This is a genomic window from Rhizobium sp. 22-785-1 (assembly GCF_053521965.1).
This window is the reverse complement of record NZ_JBNWDI010000003.1, coordinates 426148-451000: the sequence shown is the minus strand read 5'-3', so window position 1 is coordinate 451000 and position 24853 is coordinate 426148. Positions and strand designations below refer to the sequence as shown.

Sequence of the window (24853 nt, the reverse complement as noted above, 5' to 3'; positions counted from 1 at the left end):
TTTTCCATCAAAAGCAGATGAGGACTACAATGCCCGACCTTCAACCCATACGCTGGGGTATCATCGGACCTGGCACCATCGCAAAGACCTTTGCCGAAGGCGTTGCACACTCCACCACCGGCAAGCTAGTCGCGATCGCGACGCGTAACCCCGACCGCCCGGGCCTGAGCGATGGCTTCCCCGGCGCTCGCATCGTCAGTGGCTACGACGCGCTGTTATCGGATGCCGAGATCGACGCGGTCTACATTTCAACCCCGCACACCGGCCATGCGGAATGGGCCATCAAGGCGATCCGCGCGGGCAAGCATGTGCTGGTGGAAAAGCCGATTGCGCTTTCGGCCTATGATGCCGATGCCATTTTTCATGAGGCCAAGAAGGCAGGGGTCTTCGTTGGCGAAGCCTATATGTACCGGCTGCATCCGCAGACCGCCAAGATTGTCGATTTGGTCAAGAGCGGCGCGATTGGCGAGGTGCGGATTATCCGTTCCAGTTTCGGCTTCAGCATGGGCAGCTTCCGCGCTGATCATCGGCTTTTTGCCAATGAGAGTGCCGGTGGCGGCATTCTCGATGTCGGAGGCTATCCGGTTTCCATGGCACGGCTAATTGCCGGTGCCGCTTCCGGTCAGCCTTTTATCGAGCCTACCAAGGTGTCCGGCGTCGCCCATCTCGGTCAGTCGGGCGTCGATGAATGGGCGTCCGCCGTCCTGAAATTTCCGAATGATATCATAGCCGAAGTCTCCTGCTCGATCATGGCAAACCAGGATAACGTGCTGCGCATCATCGGTTCTGAAGGGCGCATCGAAGTGCCAGACTTCTGGTTCGCCTCCGGCCACAAGGGCGGGGTCGGCAAGATCGATGTGATTAAGGGCAAGGAACGCCAGACCATCGATGTGGCGGAAGATCGCTATCTTTACTCGTTCGAAGTCAATGCGGCGGGTGAGGCCATCCGCAACACATCACAGGAATTTGCTTATCCGGGGATGAGCTGGGCCGATACGCTCGGGAACCTCAGGGTCATGGATCAGTGGCGGGCATCGGTCGGCCTTGAATATGGCGTGGAAACCGCAGCCAAGCGGGTTCTGAACATCGCTGGCGGCAAGGTCGCCCCCGGCAATTCCGTGCCCAAGCGACAGATTCCTGGCGTTGCAAAGCCTGCCTCCGTCGTGGCGCTTGGTTTCGAGTTCTTTCCCAACTTCGCCTCCGCCTCGCTGACGCTCGACAGCTTCTACGAGGCGGGCGGCAATCTCTTCGATACCGCCTTCGTCTATGGCGGCGGCAAGACCGAGGCGATCTTCGGCGACTGGCACACCAGCCGCAATGTTCCGCGCGAGGAAATCGTGCTGATCGGCAAGGGAGCGCATTCGCCGCTTTGCTATCCTGACGTTATCGCCAAGCAGCTCGACCAATCCTTGAACCGGCTGAAGACGGATTATGTCGACATCTATTTCATGCATCGCGACAATACCGATGTCCCTGTGGGCGAGTTCGTCGATGCCATGGATGCCGAGGTGAAGCGCGGGCGCATCAGAGGCATTTTCGGTGGTTCGAACTGGACGCGCCAGCGCATGGATGAGGCGATTGCCTATGCTGAGAAGACCGGCAAGACAGCACCCGGCGCGCTGTCCAACAACTTCTCGCTGGCCGAGATGCTGGAGCCGATCTGGGCCGGATGCGTGGCGGCGTCTGACGAGCCCTGGAAAGAGTGGGCGAAAGAACGCCAGATCCCGAACTTTGCCTGGTCAAGCCAAGGCCGAGGCTTCTTCACGGACAGAGCAGGCCGGGACAAGCGCGACGACGAAGAGATCGTGCGCGTCTGGTACTCCGAGCGCAATTTCGAGCGCCGTGACCGTGCCATCGAGCTCGCAAAGGAGCTTGGCCGTCATCCGATCCACATCGCACTTGCCTATGTGATCGCCCAGCCATTCCCGGTCATCCCGCTGATCGGTCCACGGACCATCGCCGAGTTGGAAGACAGCCTGTCGGCGCTCGACATCAAGCTGACGCCTGAGCAGGTCCGTAGGCTGGAGGCTTGAGTGAATGAGGATATCCGGCCTCCAAATGGTGGCCGGATATCATTTGGATTGCGAGGCGGAGATATCGCTGTCGCCCGCAATGAGTTGCATCGGCCAGATGATGTTTTTTGGCTGATCGGGGTAAAAGCTGCTATAAGCCGGCATGGTCGACAGCAGGGTCTTGCCGACAGAGACGCCGAGATCACGCAGCGACATTCGAAAACTTGTGAGCCTCGGCTCGAGAAACTGGCCGCTCGGTCCTTCGCGAAAGCCGATCACAGCGAGATCTTGTCCGGCGCGCAGGTTGACCTCGGCCAAGCGCCGGTAGAGACCGATTGCCATCAATTCGTAGATCAGAATAAGCGCCGTTGGGCGTGGGCGCATTTGCAGCCATTCGCTTGCCGCGTGATAGCCACCCTGTTCGCTGGACTTGGCGCGGATGATGAGTTGGTCGTCATAGGGGAGCGAAGCTTCCTGCAGACCCTTGCGATACCCCTCCAGAAAAACGTAGCCGAGGTTGATATCGGTATCTGGTGCAGCAACGGCTATTGAACGATGACCTGCAGCGGCAAGACGAAGCACGGCGGTTCTCGCCACGCCTTCGAAATCGAGATCGATCCAGGCGTGATCGGTGCTGGAACCCGTTCGCCCAAGAGTGACAAAGGGAAGCCGTGTCTGCTTGAGGAAATCGACACGCTTGTCGATCCTGCTGGTGGAGGAGATGACCATCGCATCGACCATGCGCCGCGCTACCATCCGCTTTAAATATTCATCCGGATCTTCTTCGGCCGGACAAGGCAGCACAATGAGATCGAGATTGTGGGCGGAAAACACGCTTTGCAGCCCATCCGTCAGGCCGAGGAAGAAGTTGTCTGCATTCTCGACAGTCTGCGCATCGCTGCCTGTCATCAGGCCAATGACGTTGGTCGTTCCCTGTCTCAGACTCCGTCCAGACTGGTTCGCGACATAACCGAGCTTTTCGGCTGCCTCCAGAACCTTGCGGCGGGTGTCGTCATTCACGTCCGGCTTGCCGTTCAAGGCGCGGGATACGGTGCCGATGGAGATATCCAGATAGTCTGCGAGCTGGCGTATGCCCTTCATGCATGTCCTCCCGGCTCCGGAATTGAGAAGCCTTTCACTATCGTCTTGACACATCTAGCATCTTAAGCATAGTCTCGTAAACGTTTACGAAAGCTGGTTGCGCAAAGAGGAGTTTGCGCGCAGCGGGGAGGATCATGTGACATTGAAAGCCGTTTTGTGCGGGTGCGGAGCTATGGCCAAAGGCTGGCTGCGCGCGATTGAATCACATCCAGATTTGCAGGCTTCAATCCGCATCTGCGGTCTTGTCGATTTGAACGAAACCGCGGCACGAACTCTAGCCGACGAGTTCTCGCTCCGCGACGTCGTCATCGGCAACGACCTCGAGGACGTCCTTACCAAAACCAGTGCAGACGTGGTTTTCGACGTTGTCATTCCTGCTGCGCGTTTCAGCGTGGTCGCCACCGCATTGGCGGCGGGGTGCCACGTGTTGAGCGAAAAGCCGATGGCGCCTTCTCTTAAAGAGGCGAAGACGCTGATCGACTTGGCAGCGGATGCCGGAAAAATTCACTCGATAGTTCAAAACAGACGATATATCAGAGGTATACGCCGACTTCGCCGCGCCGTTCAGGATAGGGTCATCGGCGCGCTGACCGCCATTCACTGCGACTTCTTTCTTGCGCCGCACTTCGGCGGCTTCCGCGAAGACATGCAGAATGTGCTGTTGCTGGACATGGCAATCCACACCTTCGATGCAGCGCGTTTCGTGGCCGATCAGGATCCTCTTGCGGTCTACTGCGTCGAGAAAAATCCTGCCGGCTCCTGGTATGCTCACGGCGCATCGGCCAACGCGATCTTCGAACTGTCCAATGATGTGGTGTTTACCTATCGCGGCTCCTGGTGTGCCGAAGGCGAGCGTACGAGTTGGGAAAGCACATGGCGGTTGGTCGGATCTGAGGGTATGATCCTGTGGGATGGGGAAGGCAATTTCTCCGCGTCCTTGGCGGGGACAGACAACGGTCTTCTGCGTGGAGCGTCTTCCGTAAACGTTTCTGAAATTGTGGACGAGGAGCAGACGCAAGGGCATGCGAGCGTGCTCCTGTCGTTCCTTAGGGCGATCGAAAACGGTACGGCTCCCGAGACCGTTTCGTCCGACAATATCAAAAGCTTGGCCATGGTCATGGGCGCGATTGAAAGCGCCCGCACTGGTCAGCGTGTTCCTATCGAAATTTGAGGTCTAATATGAGCGATCCAGCAAAATCCGTCCGTATCGGCACCATGGTCAGTGCGACAAAGGGAGACGCCGCCGAGCGCATCTCTGAAATCGGCGACCTCGGTTTCGAGAGCTTCGAACCGTTCTTCTGGCAGACGACCAATGGCCAGGATCTGGCCGAGCTCGGCAAGCGTTGCGTCGAGGCGATCGGTGATCGCGATATCACCATTTCGACGCTCGGCATGTTCGGCAACCCTCTGGAGGAGACGGACATGGATATCCAGACCCTGCAAGGCTGGAAGGACTGCATCGACAACGCCCATCATTTTGGCGCCACCTGCGTGGCAGGTTTTACCGGTCGCGTCCGGGGCAAACCTTTGCCGGAGAGCTTGCCACGCTACAAGCAAATCTGGAGCGAGCTGGCGAAACGCGCTGCCGACAAGGGTGTGAAGATTGCGTTTGAGAACTGCGCCATGGACGGCAACTGGCAGACGGGCGACTGGAACATCGCTCACAATCCGGATGCCTGGGAGCTGATGTTCAACGAGACGCCAGACGATAATATCGGTCTTGAGTGGGAGCCCTGCCACCAGATGGTCTATCTGATCGACCCGCTGCCGCAAATCCGCAAATGGGCGCACAAGATTTTCCACGTCCATGGCAAGGACGCGACCGTCCGTTGGGATGTGATCAAGGAACACGGCATCTTTGGCAAGCACCCATTCGTTTTCATGCGCACACCAGGCTTCGGCGACAGCAACTGGACCAATATCATTTCCGAGCTTCGGCTGGCCGGCTGGTCAGGCTCGATCGACATCGAAGGCTGGCATGATCCAGTCTATCGCGATCAGCTGGAAATGACCGGTCAGGTCCATGCGCTCAACTATCTGAAGCATAGCCGGGGAGGGGCCTTCGTCGATCTCGCCGCAGAATATGGAGGCGGCGACCCGTCGCTTCTGTAAGGATAAGGCCGGTGGAGGCCGGCATCGCAATCATGATCAAAGGAGGAGTATCATGACTATTGCAAAGCTTATGGGTGCAGTTGCACTTGCCGCATTGTCGACGCCCGCATGGGCGGAGCCGGTTCAGATCAATCTCTGGACCGTCGATCGGCCGGGAGAGTACCACTACAAGATGGCGGAGGAATTCTCGGCCAAGAACCCGGACATCAAGGTCAACGTCCGCTCGGTTCAGTTCCCGGATATGGTCAACGAACTTGCGAAAGCCATGGCGACGGGTGAAGCGCCAGACGTTACCTATATCGACAATCCGGATGTAGCGCTTTTTGCATCGCGCAAGCTGCTGCTCGACATGAAGCCGATGATCGAAAAAAGCTCGGTCATCAAGCTCGACCAGATCCTGCCTGGCCCACTCGCTTCCGTTACCTATAAGGACGGCGTCTACGGTATCCCACGCGGCGCAAACACCATCGCGCTTTACTATAATGCTGACATGTACAAGGCCGCAGGCCTCGATCCGGACAAACCACCGCAGACATGGAACGAGCTTTACGATGCCGCCAAGAAGCTGACGCAACCGGATAAGGGTGTTTATGGCCTGGCCTTCTCCGCCGCAGCGACCGAAGAAGGCACGTTCCAGTTCCTGCCATGGCTGCAGATGGCGGGCGGTGATTACAACAAGGTCAATGTCCCGGGCGGTGTCGAAGCGCTGACACTGTGGAAGAAGTTCATCGACGAGGGGCTTGCGTCCAAGGACACGCTGATCCGTGGTCAATGGGATTCCACTGGCACCTTCAATGCCGGCAACGCTGCGATGAGCATTTCCGGCCCATGGGAGCTGCCGCGCATGAGTCAGGACGCGAAATTCGACTATCGCGTCGCGATCTTGCCTGTTCCAAAGGAAGGCGCGCCGCATGCCTCCGCGCTTGGAGAGGGCGACAACGTCATCGTTGCCAACTCCAAGCATCCGGAGGAAGCCTTCAAGTTCATCGAATATATGTATGAGCAGATGCCGCGTGTCTGGAACGAGTTCGGTTACGTTCCGGCCTATCCGGTCAAGACCGAAGACCCGAAATACCCGCAGGCCTACAAGGTGTTCGAAGAGTCGATGAAGTTTGCGCGCAACCGCGGGCCAAGCCCCGACTGGTCGAAGATTTCAAAGGCGATTCAGGTTGCCATTCAGACGACGCTGACTGGTCAGGCCAAGGCGGAAGATGCCCTGGCGACGGCACAGAAATCGATCGACAAGATCCTGGGCAAATAATCCGCAGCATCTGTCTGTCTCAAAGTGCTGCGGGCGAAGAAGTCTCGTCCGCAGCCGGTTTGCAAACTGCTTGAGCGCGTCAATCCCTAGGGTAGGTCATAGCACCCGGGGATGCTCATGTGAGATATCGGGAGGCGAAATGCTTCGTTTCAATCGAGTTTTTCGGGATGGTGGCGGATTTGACAGTGTGCTCGTGCTGTTCGCGCTCGCCTATCTTGTCGCATTTTCAGCCTTTCCGTTGATCTACAATTTTGTCATCTCGTTCCAGAGCGTCGATCTCTTCACCATCGCCACCTTCGATCGTCCGTTTGTCGGTCTCGATAATTACCGCGAGATCATAGACGATCCACTATTCGTCCCGATTGTTCGAAACACCTTTCTGTTCGTCTTTCTTTCGGTCATCTTCCAGCTGGGCATTGGGCTGGCGCTCGCCTTGTTCTTCCGGCTTGATTTTCCCGGGGCCTCGTGGCTGCGTGGTCTTTTCCTCGCGGGCTGGATCATGCCGGGACTGGTGGTCGGTGCGATCTGGGGCTGGATTCTGGCCGGTGACTTCGGCGTGGTGAACTGGCTTTTGCAATCGCTTGGTATCACCCAGCAGAAGATCTTCTGGCTCTCTGATCCGTCGATCTCGATCTATTCCGTCATCATCGCCAATATCTGGCTCGGCGTCCCCTTCAACATGATCCTGCTGTCGGTCGGCCTCGCTTCGATCCCCGACGATGTCTACGAGGCGGCGGAACTGGATGGGGCGACGCGCTTGCAGCGCTTCTTCACGATCACGCTGCCGATGATGCGGGCGCAGCTTGGTGCCGTCATTTCGCTCGGTATCATCTTCACCCTGCAGCAGTTCGACCTCTTCGCAGCGCTTACCCAAGGCGGGCCATCCAATGCCTCCAACGTGTTGCAATATTGGTCGTGGGAGCTTGCCTTCCGCGAGTATCGCATTGGCCATGGGTCGGTCGTTTCCGTCGTGATGACCCTTCTGGTCATCGTCGTTGCCACCGCTTATGTCCGCTCGACGAGGCACGAACATGTTGTCTAGTAACCTCTGGAAACGCTGGCTTCTGCTGGCCATCGCCCTCGTCGTCGTCGCGATCTACCTCTTCCCGCTCTACTGGATGTATGTGACGGCGCTGAAGACCAATACCGAAACCTTCGCCAATCCGCCGACACTCTGGCCGCATCATCCAGAGTTGAAGATAACCCGTGTCTGGAACGACATGGGCATGGATACCTTCATCCAGAACTCGCTGATCATCGCCTTTGGCACGGTGTCGCTTGTCGTGCTCTTCGGTACGGGTTGCGCCTATGCCCTTGCGCGTGTCCGCTCAATCTGGATGGATATGGCGCTCTTCCTTGTTTTGATGCTGCAAGTTCTGCCGCCGTCCCTGATGGTGACGCCCATCTTCGTCGCCTTCAGCCAGTTTGGCCTGCTGTCATGGCCGCGCACGGGCGTGATCCTGGCGACCGCTGCCAACAAGCTGCCGCTCTATATCGTCCTGGTGCGTGCCGCCTTCACCCAGGTGCCGCGTGAACTCGAAGAGGCGGGCATGGTGGATGGGAACAGTCGCATCGGCGCTTTCTTGCGCATCTCGGTGCCGCTTGCGCGAAACGGCATTCTCGTTTCCGCAATTCTTATCTTCCTTCAGTCGCTCGGCGAATATGTATATTCGCGCTCGCTTATCACCGATCGCGCCTTCCAGCCAGCGACGGTCGGCTTGCAGTTCTTCGTCGGACCGAACGCCTCCGACTGGACCGGCATCATGACTTTCGCGGCGATCTATGTAACGCCCATTCTCATCATCTTCGTCCTGCTTCAGCGCCGCATCGTCAGCGGGCTGACATCCGGAGCGCTCAAATGAAATTGCAGATCGAACTGTCCGGCATCCAGAAACATTACGGCGCCTATCACGCGCTGCGCGGCATCGATATCGCCATCCCGAGAGGCCAGTTCGTGGCGCTTGTCGGGCCGTCCGGCTGTGGCAAGTCGACCTTGCTGCGCACACTCGCCGGATTGGAGGCTATCTCGAGCGGCACAATCCGGATCGAAGGCGAAGATATCACCCGCCAGCCGCCGCGCATGCGCGATATTGCCATGGTGTTTCAGTCCTATGCGCTCTATCCGCATATGACAGTCGAAAAGAACCTCACCTATTCGCTTCGCCTCAAGGGTGTGGCCAAGGCCGAGGCGCGGCGCAAGGCGGAGGAGATCGCCGAGATCACCGGCCTGACTACTCTCCTCCAACGTTATCCACGCGAGCTTTCCGGTGGTCAGCGCCAGCGCGTGGCAATGGGCCGCGCCATCATCCGCAATCCCAAGGCCTTTCTTTTCGACGAGCCGCTTTCCAACCTCGATGCAGCGCTCCGCGTCCACATGCGCGCTGAAATCCGCAAACTGCACAACAGTCTGGATGCAACGTCCGTTTACGTGACGCATGACCAGATTGAAGCCATGACCATGGCCGACCATGTCGTCGTCATGCGAGCCGGCGCTATCGAACAGCAGGGAGCGCCGCTTGAGCTCTATGACCGGCCGGTGAACCGCTTTGTCGCTGGCTTCATTGGCTCCCCCGCTATGAATTTCGTATCGGCTGTCGCGGCGGAAGACGGACGAACGCTCGTTTTGAATTTCGGTGGAAAGTCGAAGTCTCAAACGATCATGTCGCCGGTAGCTATTGTACCGGGTATGCGGGTTACGGTCGGCATCCGGCCCGAGCACATCACGCTCGCACCGCCCGGATCCTCGACAATCACGCTGCCGGTCGGGATCGTGGAAACAACAGGGTCCGCGACCTCCGTCACCACGGCGACGCAGCCGGAAATGACGGTGGCGCTTCAGGGAAGGAGCAATGTGAAAGCCGGCGACCTAGTGGGCTTCAACATCGATCCGGCATCTCTGCATCTCTTCGACCATGAGACCGAACAGCGCCTTTGATCGTCAAGGATCGGTGAAGCCTGCAACACGCAAATCCAGCGTGCCCGATCGCGGATCGTTCTTGAGAAACAGCGTGCCGTTATCATGGGATTCGGCAGCGACATAGTCGAAGGTCACATCCGCCGTATCCGTCGCTCCGTCTGCGCTTCGCAGCGCACCGACCACATGAACTGTGGCAGCCGTGGACTGGCTGACATTGTGGATGTCGAAGTTTACCCTGAAGCCGCTGCTGACAGGCTCTATCGAGACGACGGCAAGTTCGAAATCCGCTTTAGAATCGTCATAGCGATAGATGTCCCATGAAATCCAGCCCAGCACCGCTATCACGAGCAACGACGACACGATGCCGGTTACCCACTCGATCCAGTGAGGTGAAGACGTTTCGATATGGCCGTCTGCGGAGGATTTGGTCATGGCGTTCTCATAGCACGAGGCGGGCGGAAGCCGCGCCGATTGCAGCCGGGAAACTTAAAATCACGACGGCTGCAACGATCTGCGACAAGGAAGTTCCCGAAAGCCGTTCAAAGCTCCACAGGCAATAGAGGCTGATGCCAAGGGCTATGACATAGCCTGGCATCGTAAAGCGGATGAAGGTGTTCCACCAGGCGCTGTCTTCCGGCTGGCCGTGTCCGCCCTTGAAATGCAGGGCGTAGACAAAACCATGCATCAATACGAGTGACAGCAGCACGGTGATCAGCGTCTGATAGGGTGTGATCTTGTAGGCGATCAGGATCATTTCCTCAGTCGGGGCGACATTCAGCGCAAGGAAGAGAGCGCCTACCAGCATCATGAAAAGCTCGACAAAATAGCTCGTCTCTGTTTCTGCGTCGTCGCTCTCATCATCGTCTTCGGAATGCATGCCGAGTTGGCTGCGGCCGAGAAGCGCACCGATGCTGGCAGGCACGGCTTGGAGTCCGATCTTTGCGACCGTCGTGCTGGTCGTCACCTGGTCGTTGATGATCCCGAAAAGCGCCAGAATGGCAGCGCTGACGATGATCGCAAGCCCGTAGGCTGTGACAGCATCGCGGATTGCCTCAAACCAGGAAGAGGTTTTCTCAAAGCCGACACGCTTTGCCAATACCATGAGAAGCGGGATATTAAGGAGGCATAGCAGCAGCAGCTTTTCCCGCGGCATGTAGAAGCCGAGAAACCACATCTCCATCGTCATGAACATGGGAAGTGCAAAGAGAAGCGCACCACCGACGCCGCGCGCAAGCCCAATCAGAAACTCCCTTTCCCTAGATGAGTGTTTGGTTGCGTTCTCAGTCATCGTGTTCCCCCCGGATGAGCTTATAACCTTCTGGATTATGGCCGGTTCCCGCAGGTCGTGAAGCGGCCAGTTTGGCAGGGATCGAGCGACTCAGTCCGTCAGACGGTCAAGGGGGGTATCGAAGTTAATTTTCGCAGGTGCGGATGGGCCGCGTTAACCATTTGTTAACCAAATCACCGCTACCTCTCTATCAACGAATTCTTTACCAAGATGACCAAAGTGCTAACAGACTCGCGTTCGATCCGTATCAAGGGCCGCTCATTTCTGGCGGTTGTTCTTTCTCCCGAGTCGCCGCTGGATGTCTGGCTGGAGCGACTTGACGATCTGGCAGCACGCTCTGCCGGGTTCTTTCTGTCACGTCCGGTGGTGCTGGATGTGGCCGAGCTGAAGCTCGACAAGGCAGGCCTCAAGTCCCTGTTGGCAGAGCTTTACAATCGCAACGTTGCCATCATGGGCATCGAGGGCGCGCGCCCTTCAATGATTGAAACTGGCATGCCGCCCGCGCTCAAGGGCGGAAAGCCGGCCTCCGATGTTGACGTGGAGCCAGTGGCGCTTGCCGAGGTGGAAACCCCGGCTCAGTCGCAGAAGGCACCGGTGACGGAAATCCGCAGCGTTGTTCAGTCGCTCATGATCAGCGAGCCTGTACGGTCCGGCCAGTCGATCATCTTTCCGGAAGGCGACGTGACGATCGTAGGCTCTGTTGCTTCCGGCGCAGAGGTGATCGCAGGCGGTTCGATCCATATCTACGGTGCGCTTCGCGGACGCGCCATGGCCGGTTCGCTGGGGAACGCCACAGCGCGCATCTTCTGCAAGAAGCTTGAAGCCGAGCTTCTCGCCATCGACGGTGTTTACAAGGTCGCGGAGGATATCGACCCGAAGCTTCGGGGGCAGGCCGTCCAGCTCTGGCTGGAAAACGATACGATCAAGGCGGACAAACTCAATTAAGCCGTAAGCGGCAAGGAAACAGGAGATCAGGATGGGGAAGGTAGTTGTCGTTACCTCCGGCAAGGGAGGCGTCGGAAAGACGACGTCCACCGCAGCACTTGGCGCAGCGCTGGCGCAGAACAAGGAAAAGGTTGTCGTCGTGGATTTCGACGTCGGTCTCCGCAACCTCGATCTGGTCATGGGTGCGGAACGTCGCGTGGTCTACGATCTGGTCAATGTCATTCAGGGCGATGCAAAGCTGACGCAGGCCCTCATTCGTGACAAGCGTCTTGAGACGCTGTTTCTGCTGCCGGCCTCCCAGACGCGCGACAAGGACAATCTGACGCCGGAAGGTGTCGAATGGGTCATCAACGAACTGAAGAAGCATTTCGATTGGGTTATCTGCGACAGCCCGGCCGGTATCGAGCGCGGCGCAACGCTTGCCATGCGCCATGCGGATGTTGCCGTTGTCGTCACCAATCCGGAAGTATCTTCCGTCCGCGATTCCGACCGCATCATCGGCCTTCTCGATTCCAAGACGATCAAGGCTGAGCGCGGCGAGCGGATGGAGAAACACCTTCTTCTGACCCGTTACGATGCCGCCCGCGCAGAGCGCGGCGATATGCTCAAGGTCGATGACGTTCTCGAAATTCTGTCTATTCCGCTGATCGGCATTATTCCTGAGAGCATGGACGTGCTGCGCGCCTCAAACGTTGGTGCCCCTGTTACGCTCGCAGACGCCAAGTCGGCACCGGCCATGGCGTATTTCGATGCGGCACGACGTTTGTCGGGTGAAGACATTCCCCTGTCGGTTCCCGGCGAAAAGCGCGGCATCTTCGCCAAGATTTTCGGGAGGGCTGCATGAGCATCTTCAGCCTTTTTCGCAAAGAGAAGTCCGCACCCGTCGCACGCGAACGATTGCAGGTGCTTCTGGCGCATGAGCGCACCAATCAAGGTTCGGATCTGGTGGCTATACTGCGTGAGGAAATTCTCGCCGCAATCGCCAAGCATGTGCAGATCGATAGCGACAAGGTCCATGTGAAGATGGACAGCGACGAACATATGTCGCTTCTTGAAATCGATGTAGAGATCCCCTTGAGCGCGGCGCTTCGCGCAGCCTGAGAAGATCGAGATGACGCCGGGCATTGTCCCGGCGTTTTCATTGGACGGTTTGACCTTCCCATCTGCGGCGATTCTGGACTAAGCCTGTCTAATTGACAGCGAAGGATGAACTGATGGCAGAGGTGGACAAGGCTGACGAGCGGGAAAAACAGACACACCGAAGAGGCTTTGGCGTCTCCACCGTCTATGAGACGCTGCGCAACGAGATCATCGAATTGCGGCTTGCGCCCGGCAGTCCGATCGACGAACTGCAACTGTCCGAACGCTTCTCGCTATCGCGCACACCCATTCGCGAGGCGCTGGTTCGTCTTTCCGCCGAGGGGTTGATCACGACGCTGACCAACCGTGCCACCATCGTGTCGCAGATCGACTTTCTAGGATTGCCGGAGTTCTTCGATGCATTGACGTTGATGTATCGTGTGACCACCCGGCTTGCAGCCGCCAATCATACAGAAGCGGATATCACGCAGATTCGTGCCCTGCAGAGCGCATTCGCGCTTGCTGTCGAGCAACGTGACGCGCTGGCGATGATTTCCACCAACCGCGATTTTCATGTCGCGATCGCGCAAGCCGGCGGCAACCGCCACTATGTCGAACTCTTCACGCGGCTTCTGGACGAAGGCAGGCGTATTCTTCGTCTCTATTACTCGTCCTTCAACGATGTGCTTCCCAACCAATATGTCAGCGAACACGAGGACATGATCCAGGCAATCATCGACCGCAATGTCGAAAAGGCCGATGCGCTTGCAAGGGCACATGCCGATCAGATCGTCACCCAGATCCGCTCCTACATTACCGCCGATACCCGCCAGAGCGCCAATCTCAGCCTGTGAGTCCGCCAGAGGATACTCACGGGTCAATACAGTTTCGCCGCCAAATTTCTTGTATTTTATTTGTCGACAGAGACGAGCTTTGATGCTAAAAGGGTGCATATCAGGCGGCTGTGGTGCCGCGAAAGGATTGGAACGATGGCCAGCACGATCTTTACCGGATGCATTCCCGCCCTCATGACGCCTTGCAAGGCGGACAGAACCCCTGACTTCGATCTCCTCGTGAAGAAGGGCAAGGAACTGATCGCCGCCGGTATGTCGGCAGTCGTCTATTGCGGTTCCATGGGCGATTGGCCGTTGCTGACAGACGAGCAGCGCCAGGAAGGCGTTAAGCGTCTTGCCGAAGCGGGTGTTCCAGTCATCGTCGGAACCGGCGCAATCAACACCAAGTCCGCCGTCAGCCATGCTGCGCACGCTGCAAAGGTCGGGGCCAAGGGCCTCATGGTCATTCCGCGTGTTCTGTCTCGCGGGTCGTCGGTTTCCGCGCAGAAGGCACATTTCTCCGCCATTCTGGAAGCAGCAAATGGTCTGCCGGCGGTCATCTACAACAGCCCTTATTACGGTTTCGCCACCCGCGCCGATCTCTTCTTCGATCTGCGCTCGCGCTATTCGAACCTCATCGGCTTCAAGGAGTTCGGCGGCAAGCAGGATATGACTTACGCTGCTGAAAACATCACCGCCGGTGACGACGACCTGACTCTCATGGTCGGCGTAGATACGGGCGTCTATCATGGCTTCGTCAACTGTGGTGCCGGCGGCGCCATCACCGGTATCGGTAATGCCCTGCCGAAGGAAGTGCTGCATCTGGTCGCATTGTGCGAAAAGGCAGCCAAGGGCGATGCGACCGCACGCGCTGAGGCCCGCGAGTTGGAAGAGGCACTGACGGTGCTGTCGACCTATGATGAGGGTCCGGATCTCGTTCTGCACTACAAGTATCTGATGGTCCTGAACGGCGATACCGAATACACGCTGCACTTCAACGAAACGGACGAACTCAGCGCGTCTCAGCGCCGTCATCTGGAAAGCCAATATGCTCTGTTCCAGAAATGGTACGCATCGCGCTACCCAGCTTGAATGGTCTGTGACCTCCGTGCGGGAAAGCCGATGGTGTAGCGTCAAGAACGACGCGCGTGCATCAGTCACTCGTTTCTGAGAGGTAGGATTAGAACAAGCAAGGAAGAGGTGGCTGGACGTCAGTCACCTCTTTTTATTTCCGGGCCGTGAGGGAAGACTGATCTGCCAGCTCTCGTGATCTGTCGATCAAGCAGAGCCGTGGGTTTTTCTGACAGATAAAGCAATCAATCCATTTCAAGGACTATCAATTAGACAATGCTCTTCTTTCAGCGATTTGTTTGCAGATTGTTTAAAAGTTTACACTAACGTCGCCCTGAAGTTAGAGGGCTCGTCGCATGAAGAAGATTCTCAATTCGGTTTCCGGAAAGCTTATCCTAGCCACCGGAACAGCTATCGCCGGCATCATGATTGCTTACACCGCCGTCAATGTTCTGAACGTGAAGTCAGCGACAGAGCGTGACGTCATGGCACTTGCAACGGAGAAGGCAGGTGCGGTCAGCCAGCGTATCGCTGCAGATGTATCCGTCGCAACATCGGCAGGCGCAACGCTTGCTGCCACCATCGGTGGCTTCATTGAGAAAGGTTCGCGCAGCCGCGCCGACATCGTTTCGATGATCGAGACCGTAGCGCCGCAATATCCAAACGTTTTTGGCGCATGGATGTGTGAACTGGTTGATGGCAAAAGCCCGAAGCCGACCGTGGGCACCGAGGGGCTGAACAAGGAGGGCATCTTCACGCCCTACTGGACCAAGAGTGATAGCGGCAAGGTTGAGTTCTCGACATGGTCGATCAAGCCGGAGGATGAGTATTATGGCGGCGTGCTGAAGACCGGCAAGCCACTCATCACCTCTCCCTATCTCACCAACATGCAGAAGCTCGTCACATCGGTCTCGGTGCCGGTGAAGGTGGGTGGCACGCTCGTGGGTATGGCGGGTGTCGATATAAAGCTCGACGATCTGACCGCCAGCCTGTCGCAGATCAAGCCTTTCGAGGGTGGCAGCGTCATGTTGCTGGCGAGCAACGGCAAGTGGCTGTCGCACACCAACGCCGACAATCTGATGAAGGACTACGCCGATGTCGGCGCCGATCAGGTCAAGCAGGCCTTGGGAGACGGAAAGGTACGTGTGATCCACGGCCTTCCCGATGGTTCTGTCCGCCTGATCTATCCGTTCACTGCGCCTGGCATGAACACCACCTGGGCGACGGTACTGGACGTGCCGCCAGCGGTTTTCTCCGCGCCTGTCTGGCAGCAGATCTACAACATGCTGATCGGTAGCCTGATCATTCTCGTAGTGACGCTCGGCGTTATTCTCGTCGCGACCCAGATCCTGATCAAGAAGCCTCTGACCTCCGTTTTGGGGTCGGTCGGCAAGATGGCGAATGGCAACTACAAGGACCAGGTAGCCCAGACCGGAAAGAAGGATGAACTCGGCAATCTGGCAGCCGCTCTTGAGAAATTCCGCTTCGCGCTGGCTCGCGGCGAGGACGTCCAGGCCGAGCAGGAGCAGCTGCAACGTCAAGTCGAATCGGACCGCAAGCGTCAGAGTGACGTGGACAACGCCAAAGCAGAAGACCTCCGTCACTTCGTGGAAGTTGTTCAGAGCCGCTTCAACGCTCTGGCGGCTGGCGATCTGACCGTGCGGATGAACGAAAAAGTCGCGCCGGAATTCGAGTCTATCCGGCAGAACTTCAATGTGTCCGTTACCGCACTGGAAGAAACTATCAGCAATGTCGTGCAGGCGGTTTATACCATCCGCTCCGGCCTTACCGAAATTTCCACGGCCTCGAACGATCTTGCGCGCCGCACCGAGCAGCAGGCTGCGTCTCTGGAAGAAACCGTTGCAGCTCTGAGCGAAGTCACCCGCGGCGTCAACGACACAGCTGAAGGTGCATCCGATGCGCAAAGAAAGGTCGCAAGCGCCAGGGGCGATGCTGAAAAGGGTGGTGATGTCGTTGCCCGTGCCGTCGCCGCAATGACTGAAATTCAAGGATCGTCCAGCAAGATTGGCAATATCATCAGTGTGATCGATGAAATCGCCTTCCAGACGAACCTCTTGGCATTGAATGCCGGTGTGGAAGCTGCCCGCGCTGGCGAGGCAGGTAAGGGCTTTGCTGTCGTTGCCCAGGAAGTGCGGGAACTGGCTCAGCGTTCTGCGCAGGCCGCAAAGGAGATCAAGAGTTTGATCTCCATGTCGTCCAGCCAGGTGGAGGTCGGGGTTCAACTGGTTGAGGAAACCGGTGCGTCTCTCGGCAAGATCGTCGAGCAGGTTGTCGGCATGAGCCAGACCGTCAACCAGATCGCCTCCGGCGCTCGCGAACAGGCTGTCAGCCTTCGCGAGGTTTCGTCTGCGGCCGATCAGATGGACAAGGTGACACAGCAAAACGCGGCGATGGTTGAAGAAACCACAGCGGCGGCTCAGAGCTTGTCGCAGGAAACAGAAAACCTGGCCAGCATGGTTGGACGCTTCCGTGTCGGTAGTGAAAGCAGGATCGGCGCGGCGCATTCGCACCCACGCTACGCGATGGCAAGCTGATCAAACCTGCCTAAAGGAGGGGCGTGGGGCTACAAAATCCCCCACGCCCTGAACCGTCCGCGCCCCGTCATCTCTCGCAATTCCAGTTGATTGGCAAGAACGACTGCACCCTGCGGCGTGGTACCGAGCGCCTTGACGATCATCGCGGTGGACACGACAGGATTTGCGAGAACGAGTTCGATCAGGTCGGGAAGCCTCGAATTCGAACGCCTTCCCGCAAGTCGCCTCTCCATGCGGCTCTTGCCGTTTAGCAGGCGGTCATGTTCCCTCATTCCCAGTTGCGAAGCCTCATGCATCCCGTCGAGGATTGCGATCAGACGCTCCTCCTGACGCGGTGAATGGCGTCGCTCTCGTTGAATGGTGCGGAGTCCGGTGTTAAGCGCCGGAAGCGTTGCCAATCCCCCCGCGCGAAGGGAGGCCGCTGCCAACTGACGGCCAAGCCAGGGGCTGCGATCCAGAACCTCAAGGCTGCGCCAGGCATCAAGCAGGATCGCCGCACGGAGCGGTCCGGGATAATCAACGCATTGATCCACAAGCTTTCGCCATTGCTGAAGCCGGTCGTCTTCGCTTTCCTCTACGGCCCCCCTGTCCTCGGGTATTTCTGAGGATCGCAACGCGGGTGAACGGTAGCTGAGGGCATCGCTGACCATAGCGCTGCTGCGTAAAAGCAGGGCATCCATTTCGGCGAGCTCCTCGGCAAGAGCGTCATCCGTATTGTTCTTGTCTTCGCGGTCGGGCTGTTCAGTCTCGTCGTTATCAGTATCGACATTTGGCAATAGCGGCTGCGGTTGTGAACTTTTGCCACGCAACAGATTGATGCCCTCGTCGCCGAACGGCCACTGCGGCGCATGGCTTTCCATCAATCGTCTTGCGCGAAGGATACGGTGTGCGTTGACGATTTCGTTTGTAGGAGCTCGGATATCCATCCGCGCATCGTGAAGGACAAGATCCTCGACATGCACCAATTCGCCATCGATCCAGAGGGAAGAGACCGCGTCCTGAAAATTCTGCCGCTGCAGGAACCCGTCGCGGATTGGCGAACGGCTCACCCGTTCATCGAAGCGCGCCAGCGCTTCGGCTGCCCGCGTGAGCGGCAACAGAAGCTTGGATGGCTTGAGAAGCGAAAACGCATAGGTCATTGGGATTTAATAGGGCAGACGCCGCAGTGAAAGCAATCCTGCAGGTTATGTTTCAAACGATGTTCACAAGTATGGATCGAACTGCCTAGCTTGGCACCTGCGTCGAGGTCATACCGGTCGGATGAAAGTCTCACGGCGAGACGCCACAAAGCACCTATACGTGCAAACAATAAGTAGTCCGAATTATCTTGTCCGCTCTTGTTGCGGGGGTGTATAGCCCTCAGACGCCAGTTGCTGACACCAGCACCCCACGGCCCAAATATTGTTTTTCCGGCTTGAAATAAACGGAGACCACCATGAGCAACCTTCCAGATCAAACAACCGCTGGAACTCCTCCTGATCAAAAAACGAGATTGAAGTCGATCATCGGCGGATCGGCGGGCAACCTCGTCGAATGGTATGATTGGTATGTCTATTCCGCATTTACCCTTTATTTCGCGCCGATCTTCTTTCCATCTGGCAACCAGACAGCAGAGCTGTTGAGTGCAGCCGCGGTATTTGCCGTGGGCTTTCTGATGCGTCCGATCGGTGCATGGCTGATGGGAACCTACGCAGACCGCAAGGGCCGCAAGGCGGGGCTGACGCTGTCTGTAACGCTCATGTGTCTGGGATCTCTAATGATTGCCGTGACGCCCGGGCACGAGACGATCGGCATTGCAGCGCCCGCCATTCTCGTTCTCGCGCGCCTGATCCAAGGGATCAGCGTTGGTGGCGAATATGGCGCAAGCGCAACCTATCTCAGCGAAATGGCGGGAAAGAACCGCCGTGGCTTCTTTTCCAGTTTTCAGTATGTAACGCTTATTTCCGGTCAGCTTGTCGCGCTTGCCGTGCTTCTGGTGTTACAGCGCCTTTTGACGCCAGAGCAACTCAGCCAATGGGGCTGGCGCATTCCCTTTTTCATCGGTGGTATTCTTGCCATCGCGGTGTTCTACATCCGGCGCGGGCTTGTCGAAACCCACTCTTTCCAGAACGCTAAGGCAGCCACCGCTCAGACACCAAAATCCAGCGGATGGGCGCTCTTCAAGCACTATCCAAAAGAGGCGCTGATGGTGATGGCGTTGACATCTGGCGGCACGCTCGCTTTCTATGCCTACACCACCTATCTGCAGAAATTCCTCGTCAATACGTCCGGTTTCAGCAAGGAATCCGCGACCGAGATCACCACGGTCGCGCTTTTTGTTTTCATGCTTTGCCAGCCGCTGGCAGGCGCCCTGTCGGATAAAATCGGCCGTAAGCCGCTGATGGTCGGTTTCGGTATTCTTGGCACGCTGTTCACCTATGTCATCTTCAGCGTTCTTTCGACGACCACAGACCCTTATATCGCGTTTGCCCTGGTGCTTGGCGGCCTATTGATCGTGACGGGCTACACGTCGATCAACGCGGTGGTTAAAGCAGAGCTGTTTCCCGCCCATATTCGCGCGCTCGGTGTGGCGCTCCCCTATGCGCTGGCCAACACCATCTTTGGCGGCACCGCGGAATTCGTAGCCTTGAAATTCAAGCAGATTGGGCATGAAAGCTGGTTCTTCTGGTATGTTACGCTGATGATCGCGCTATCATTGATCGTGTATGTAAAGATGCGCGATACGCGCGACCACAGCCACATCCACGAGGATTGAGCGAACCAGGCCTTCGGATATTGTTTCCGAAGGCCTCAACCTTGCTTTGGCAGATCGATCCGCGCCTCGAAGCCTTCTTCACGGCCGGGTGCGGGAGAGGCAAGCGTCAGGGTCGCGTTCATCCGCTCTGCCAGATTGCTTACGATGGCAAGGCCAAGCCCTGAGCCGGCAGCCTGGGTCTGGCCCCGCATGAAACGCGTCGTCAGGCGTGGCAGCAACGCAGGATCAACGGTCGGACCATCATTGACCACCCGTACGGTGCTATCCTCCACAAACACCTCCACCTTGGAATGCTCCGCGCCATGTGTCAGCGCATTTTCCAGGAGGTTTCGGATAGCGATGCCAAAGGCGTCGGGATCGACTTTGGCTTTCAGCGTCGCATCCGCAGCATGGTGAAGGCGGATGCGGCCGTTACCAAGTTCAGAACGATCCATGTCCGTCACCATCAGTCCAACGACTGGCAGAAGATCGACAAGCGTATCCGAAATGCCGATACCTGCTTCGGCGCGCGACATTTGCAGCAGTTTCTCGGAGAGTTGCGCCAGATTCGAGAGCGACAATTCAATTTGGTCGACGCGGCCTGCCAGGTTGGCCGGAATATCGGCTTTGAGGCGCTGTGCCTGTGCCAATGCGCCTGCGATCGGTGTACGCAATTCATGCGCGCTGTTGGAGGCGAAAGAGCGCTCCGCCTCCAATGCGGAGCGCAATCTTTCCAGAAGCAGATTCACAGAGCGCGCTATTGGATCGAGTTCGGCGGGAAGTGTGCCTGAATCGACGGGCGCGAGATTGCCGCCATCCTTACGGCCAATATCGTCCCTCAATATCTGGATTGGCGCAAGGGTACGGCGAATGACCAGGATAACCGCGATGATGCTTGCAGGGATGAGGACCAGAACAGGCAGTATAAGTGCCGTTGAAGCCTCCTCTATGGCTTCACGCCGATTGGCAAAGGCATCTGCCACCTGAAGGTAAAGATCACCTTCCGGTGTGACGACAGTGTAGATCCGCTGGGTATCGGTGTCGGCGAAACCCGGTGTGAGCGGCACGTCGAAGCCCTCTCTGGCACTGTCGTGGGAGTGCAGCAGGACCGCGCCGTCGCGGTCGCGTACCTGATAAGTCAGATATTCCGTGCCGGTGCTGGGTTGGCCTAGGCGGCGCTGCGCCTCCGGACTGCGCTCGCGAAGATCCTCAGCGACAAGCGGCAACAGCCTGTCGGCCGTTTCCTGGACGCCGCTGTCGAATATCTCTGCAAATTCGTCCTGCATCACCATCACGCCCATGGCGCAAGCGACCATCCAGGAAAGCGCCAGCACGCTCACGAGAGCAAGAACCATCCGACGCGTCATGCTGTTCTTCGGGGGGATGAGATCAGCGTATCGTATAACCAAGCCCTCTTACGGTTTCCACGCGATCGGATCCTATCTTCTTGCGCAGGCGGCTGACATAGACCTCGACGGTATTGCTCTCTATCTCGGCGCCGAATTCGTAGAGCGTTTCCTGTAATTGCGCTTTCGAGACGAGTGCGCCCGGCCTTTCGACAAGTTTCTCAAGCACCGCCCACTCGCGCGCACTCAGCGACAGCGACCGGTCATTGACCGTAATACTCTTCGCTGCCTGATCGATCTCAATTCCCGGTAGCCTGACGATCGGCGTCGAACGGCCTTCATAACGTCGCGACACGGCGAGCATCCGTGCTGTCAACTCGCCCAGATTGAAGGGCTTGACGAGATAATCGTCGGCACCTGCGTTCAGGCCTTCGATCCGATCCGAGACCTGGTCATGGGCAGTCAGGATGATAACGGGAACAGGGTTGTTTGCTTTGCGAAGCGTTCGAAGCAGTGCCAGTCCTTCTCCGTCGGGTAGACGCAGATCGAGCAGTATCAAGCCGTAGCTCACAGTCTGAGTTGCGGCTGTCGCTTCGCTCAATGTCTGAAACCAATCCACCGCGTGATTTGCCGCGGCAACATGGTCCCTCAGCGCCTCTCCCAAAACGTGATCGTCTTCAACCAATAGAACCCGCAACTCGACCCTCACTCCTGAACTGCCCATGCGTATCGCTCCGGGCAGTTCGTCGTCAAGGCGATTGTCTGTCAGGTCGAGGGCTTCGACTGGCACGGGCGGAACACATCGAGCGATGAGTCATAGACTGAAGTCGAAACGTTCATCATGCCGAGGATACTATGGAAGAAATTGTCGTGGGACTTGCCACCAGCCTTTGCCTCGTCGGCAAGGCAGGCGCGGTCGACACCCATGGAGCGTGCAAAATCATCATCCATCCAGACAAGGAATGGCACGTGCGTCTGTTCTGCCGGTGCAAGCATGTAAGGTGCGCCATGGAGATAGAGGCCGTTTTCCCCAAGAGACTCACCATGGTCGGAAGCGTAGAGCATCCCCGTCGCCAGCTTGTTGGAGCGTGCCTTCAGCTTGTCAATGATGGCCGAGAGGAAATGGTCCGTGTAAAGGATCGTGTTGTCATATGAGTTGACGATCTCTTCGTCCTTGCAATTGCCGAGTTCGGAGGTGCGGCAATCCGGCGTGAATGTCCTGAAATTGTCGCCATAGCGAAGATAGTAGGACGGACCGTGGCTGCCAAGTTGATGAATGACGATGACGCTGTCTTTCGTAACGCGGTCGAGCCAGCTGTCCAGCCTGTCGAGAAAGATGTCGTCGCTGCATTCACCTGTCTTGCAGAAGGTGGGATCGCGCGTCGCGCTCAGGTCGAAATAGGGAATTCTGTCGGCAACGCCCTTGCTTCCGGTGTCATTGTCGAGCCACTGCGCATCGATGCCGGCATGGACCAGAACGTCCATGACATTCTCGTTCGAAAGGGCTTTACTATGTGTGTACTCCGAACGGGTGAATTTCGAGAACATGCAGGGAATGGAGATTGCAGTGGAGGTTCCGCAGCTGACCGTGCTCGGGAAATAGATAATATCTCTTTTCTTCAGTTCCGGATTGGTTTCCCGTCCGTAGCCGTTCAGGGAAAAATTCGCCGCACGGGCGGTCTCGCCCGCAACGACCACCGTGATGCGCGGCTTGTTGATAGCCACGACCGGGGCCTTCACTTTCGCATCCAGGCCGGTCTGCGTGACCGTCAGTTGCGCTTCCTTATTCGCGGCCTGGAGATAATGCGCGGTCGAGAAGATCGGCGTGATTGGGTTCAGGCTTTTGACGATGTCCCGGTGCTGACGAATTGCAGTGGTGAAGGTTTTGGAGTTTAGCGCACCCATCCCGGCGATGATGACCAGGCAAGCGATCACGCTGACCGTATTCCAGAAAAGCTTCCCAAGAATTGGGCGATGGCGGATGCGGACGAACGCGAGAAGCACGATTGGAACGAGCGCATAAATGATCATGTGCACGACAAATGCAGATGTGATCAGATTGTTCGCTTCGCCGGTGGTCGTTTCGAATGCATTACGCACCATGTCGCGGTCGATAACCGCTCCGAAGCGATCCATGAACCAGGAGCACAATGCCGAAATGACGATCAACACCATGAAGATCGGCTTCATGATGTACTTCGCCGAGAATGTCACCAGAACTGCGATGAAAAACGCCGTCATCGCAATGTAGAGCGCGTATATGGCAACTGGATAGGCCGACAGATGCGTGTTCACCTTCGACCAGAAGGTCTGGTTCATGAAGAAAAGCAGATAGAGCGCAGTGATAACACTGAGCGTGACGCTGCCGATCTCGGGACGCCGGATAGTGCTGCGATGAAGGTCATCTGTCAAAGGTGCCAAAACTTATGCTCTCCAGTGGCAATGGGTGTAGCCGGAGGCGCACAGTTGTTTTGCTTTGCCGGCTCATCAGCGCCTTCTGGAGGGCGTTGCTGACACCAAGCTGAACGGAAGAGATCGATCAGCGCACCCGGTTATCAGGGGAGATAGGCAATCAGGCGCCTTTCGTCGGCCCTCAGCCCGGATATCGCTTTCGCAGGGGCTTCGAGAACGGTCTCCAGCCGCTTGATGGCTTTGGGCTCCGTTGCCAGGGAGAGGACGGAGGGATGCACATAACTTTTGCGGCAGATGGTCGGCGTGTTGGACAGTTCTTCAGCGGCTGCCTCGCAGATGCTTTTGATCGTCGGTGTACTTCCGCTCGCCAGCCGCTCGGCGGCATGGCAGAACCCTGCCAGCGTACCGCCCCATGTGCGAAAGGTCTTGGCCGATATGCCTTCGCCTGATGTTTCCGAAAGGTAAGCGTTCAACGCGCTGGAATCGATTGGATGGACGACGTGATTTTCATCCTGCCAGACGAAGAGCTGCTTGCCGGGCAAGTCGGCGATTTCTTCAAGGATTTTCTGCAGGCGGGGATGCCGGAGGCTGCGGCGGACCTTCTGGCCACCCTTTGCAACGAACCGCAATTCGATAGTTTCTCCGAGTGATACGTGGCGCTTCAGAAGAGTGGTCGCCCCGTAGGTTCCGTTGCTCTCCAGATAGGTCTTGTTGCCCACGCGAAGATAGGCTGCATCCAGAAGGAGCACCAATGCGGCAAGTGTCCGGCTCTGGCCGTTCACGTCCTTTTCTATGTCGGAAATCGCCCTGCGGCGAATCGCCGGGAGGGCTTCACCAAACGCTTTCAGCTGGAAAAATTTCGTTTCACCGCGGAAGGCATGCCAGTCGGCATGATAACGATACTGCTTGCGCGCTCTCGCATCAAAGCCGGTTGCCTGAAGATGCCCGGACGGCTCCATGCAAATCCAGACGCGCTGATAGGCCGGCGGGATGGCCAGTGACCGGATGCGGGTAATTTCTATCTTGTCGGAGAGCAGCGTGCCATCCGGAAGCCGGTATGAAAAGCCTTTGCCGCGCCGCTCCCGGGTAATGCCCGGTTCCTGATCGCTGACATAGGTGAGGCCGATTTTCTTCAGGAGTCGGACGGGATGTTGGTTCATGGTGCTCACGCTGCCTTCGAGTTTCC

General features: G+C 57.4%; 22 protein-coding genes. 14 read left to right on the top strand and 8 right to left on the bottom strand.

Annotated elements, in window-relative coordinates; translation table 11 throughout:
• Nucleotides 1-29 precede the first annotated feature (29 nt).
• Nucleotides 30-2033 carry an aldo/keto reductase gene (locus ACQZ5M_RS09670; RefSeq protein WP_449079582.1) on the top strand — a complete coding sequence of 668 codons (2004 nt, stop codon included), beginning with the start codon at nt 30-32 and terminating at the stop codon, nt 2031-2033.
• Nucleotides 2034-2072: 39 nt separating this feature from the next.
• Here ACQZ5M_RS09670 and ACQZ5M_RS09665 read toward each other — a convergent pair whose 3' ends face one another.
• Nucleotides 2073-3113, bottom strand: coding sequence for a LacI family DNA-binding transcriptional regulator (locus ACQZ5M_RS09665; RefSeq protein WP_449079581.1), 1041 nt, complete (start codon nt 3111-3113; stop codon nt 2073-2075).
• A gap of 136 nt (nt 3114-3249) precedes the next feature.
• On the opposite strand from ACQZ5M_RS09665, the gene ACQZ5M_RS09660 reads away from it, so the two are divergent.
• From ACQZ5M_RS09660 to ACQZ5M_RS09635, 6 genes are all read left to right on the top strand, one after another.
• On the top strand, nt 3250-4284 hold the full coding sequence (locus ACQZ5M_RS09660) for a Gfo/Idh/MocA family protein (RefSeq protein WP_449079580.1): 1035 nt from the start codon (nt 3250-3252) through the stop codon (nt 4282-4284).
• An 8-nt stretch (nt 4285-4292) separates the two neighbouring features.
• On the top strand, nt 4293-5225 hold the full coding sequence (locus ACQZ5M_RS09655) for a sugar phosphate isomerase/epimerase family protein (RefSeq protein WP_449079578.1): 933 nt from the start codon (nt 4293-4295) through the stop codon (nt 5223-5225).
• Nucleotides 5226-5277: 52 nt separating this feature from the next.
• The gene (locus tag ACQZ5M_RS09650; protein ID WP_296039154.1) at nt 5278-6486 is read left to right on the top strand and encodes an ABC transporter substrate-binding protein; all 1209 of its coding nucleotides are present in this window, start codon (nt 5278-5280) and stop codon (nt 6484-6486) included.
• A gap of 139 nt (nt 6487-6625) precedes the next feature.
• Entirely contained in the window at nt 6626-7528 is a 903-nt protein-coding gene (locus tag ACQZ5M_RS09645) for a carbohydrate ABC transporter permease (RefSeq protein WP_296014231.1), read from the top strand.
• Nucleotides 7518-8348: a carbohydrate ABC transporter permease gene (locus ACQZ5M_RS09640; RefSeq protein ID WP_449079577.1), complete on the top strand. Its 831-nt coding sequence runs from the start codon at nt 7518-7520 to the stop codon at nt 8346-8348. Before ACQZ5M_RS09645 ends, ACQZ5M_RS09640 begins: the two co-directional genes overlap by 11 nt.
• Nucleotides 8345-9421: an ABC transporter ATP-binding protein gene (locus ACQZ5M_RS09635; protein ID WP_449079576.1), complete on the top strand. Its 1077-nt coding sequence runs from the start codon at nt 8345-8347 to the stop codon at nt 9419-9421. Before ACQZ5M_RS09640 ends, ACQZ5M_RS09635 begins: the two co-directional genes overlap by 4 nt.
• Before the next feature lie 3 nt (nt 9422-9424).
• Here ACQZ5M_RS09635 and ACQZ5M_RS09630 read toward each other — a convergent pair whose 3' ends face one another.
• Nucleotides 9425-9835 carry a TIGR02588 family protein gene (locus ACQZ5M_RS09630; RefSeq protein ID WP_449079575.1) on the bottom strand — a complete coding sequence of 137 codons (411 nt, stop codon included), beginning with the start codon at nt 9833-9835 and terminating at the stop codon, nt 9425-9427.
• 7 nt (nt 9836-9842) lie between these two features.
• Complete coding sequence (locus ACQZ5M_RS09625; protein ID WP_449079574.1) at nt 9843-10691, bottom strand: TIGR02587 family membrane protein; 849 nt, start codon at nt 10689-10691, stop codon at nt 9843-9845.
• Between the two features lie 210 nt (nt 10692-10901).
• Here ACQZ5M_RS09625 and minC point away from each other — a divergent pair, with 210 nt between their 5' ends.
• The 6 genes from minC (at nt 10902) to ACQZ5M_RS09595 (ending at nt 17175) form a co-directional block, all read left to right on the top strand.
• A complete protein-coding gene (minC, locus tag ACQZ5M_RS09620) occupies nt 10902-11636 on the top strand; it encodes a septum site-determining protein MinC (RefSeq protein WP_288431124.1) in 735 nt (244 codons plus the stop codon).
• 31 nt (nt 11637-11667) lie between these two features.
• Entirely contained in the window at nt 11668-12480 is an 813-nt protein-coding gene (gene minD / locus ACQZ5M_RS09615) for a septum site-determining protein MinD (protein WP_296017608.1), read from the top strand.
• Entirely contained in the window at nt 12477-12737 is a 261-nt protein-coding gene (gene minE / locus ACQZ5M_RS09610; protein ID WP_296017605.1) for a cell division topological specificity factor MinE, read from the top strand. The genes minD and minE overlap by 4 nt, the downstream gene beginning before the upstream one ends.
• 113 nt (nt 12738-12850) lie before the next feature.
• Nucleotides 12851-13570: a GntR family transcriptional regulator gene (locus tag ACQZ5M_RS09605; RefSeq protein ID WP_296017603.1), complete on the top strand. Its 720-nt coding sequence runs from the start codon at nt 12851-12853 to the stop codon at nt 13568-13570.
• Nucleotides 13571-13705: 135 nt separating this feature from the next.
• Entirely contained in the window at nt 13706-14641 is a 936-nt protein-coding gene (locus tag ACQZ5M_RS09600) for a dihydrodipicolinate synthase family protein (RefSeq protein ID WP_296039166.1), read from the top strand.
• Between the two features lie 335 nt (nt 14642-14976).
• The gene (locus tag ACQZ5M_RS09595) at nt 14977-17175 is read left to right on the top strand and encodes a methyl-accepting chemotaxis protein (RefSeq protein WP_449079573.1); all 2199 of its coding nucleotides are present in this window, start codon (nt 14977-14979) and stop codon (nt 17173-17175) included.
• Nucleotides 17176-17204: 29 nt separating this feature from the next.
• On the opposite strand, the gene ACQZ5M_RS09590 is transcribed toward ACQZ5M_RS09595, so the two are convergent.
• Nucleotides 17205-18314 carry an RHE_PE00001 family protein gene (locus ACQZ5M_RS09590; RefSeq protein ID WP_449079572.1) on the bottom strand — a complete coding sequence of 370 codons (1110 nt, stop codon included), beginning with the start codon at nt 18312-18314 and terminating at the stop codon, nt 17205-17207.
• Nucleotides 18315-18610: 296 nt separating this feature from the next.
• Between ACQZ5M_RS09590 and ACQZ5M_RS09585 the strand changes: the two genes are divergently transcribed.
• Nucleotides 18611-19930, top strand: coding sequence for an MFS transporter (locus ACQZ5M_RS09585; RefSeq protein ID WP_296017595.1), 1320 nt, complete (start codon nt 18611-18613; stop codon nt 19928-19930).
• A gap of 35 nt (nt 19931-19965) precedes the next feature.
• On the opposite strand, the gene ACQZ5M_RS09580 is transcribed toward ACQZ5M_RS09585, so the two are convergent.
• The 4 genes from ACQZ5M_RS09580 to ACQZ5M_RS09565 all read right to left on the bottom strand — a co-directional run bounded on the left by ACQZ5M_RS09580 (nt 19966) and on the right by ACQZ5M_RS09565 (nt 24827).
• A complete protein-coding gene (locus ACQZ5M_RS09580; protein ID WP_449079611.1) occupies nt 19966-21294 on the bottom strand; it encodes a sensor histidine kinase in 1329 nt (442 codons plus the stop codon).
• 4 nt (nt 21295-21298) lie between these two features.
• Nucleotides 21299-21952 (bottom strand): response regulator, encoded by a 654-nt coding sequence (locus tag ACQZ5M_RS09575; RefSeq protein WP_296103619.1) that lies wholly within the window; start codon nt 21950-21952, stop codon nt 21299-21301.
• A 68-nt stretch (nt 21953-22020) separates the two neighbouring features.
• A complete protein-coding gene (locus tag ACQZ5M_RS09570; RefSeq protein WP_449079610.1) occupies nt 22021-23667 on the bottom strand; it encodes a phosphoethanolamine transferase in 1647 nt (548 codons plus the stop codon).
• Between the two features lie 143 nt (nt 23668-23810).
• Complete coding sequence (locus ACQZ5M_RS09565; protein ID WP_449079571.1) at nt 23811-24827, bottom strand: DNA topoisomerase IB; 1017 nt, start codon at nt 24825-24827, stop codon at nt 23811-23813.
• Nucleotides 24828-24853: the final 26 nt, after the last annotated feature.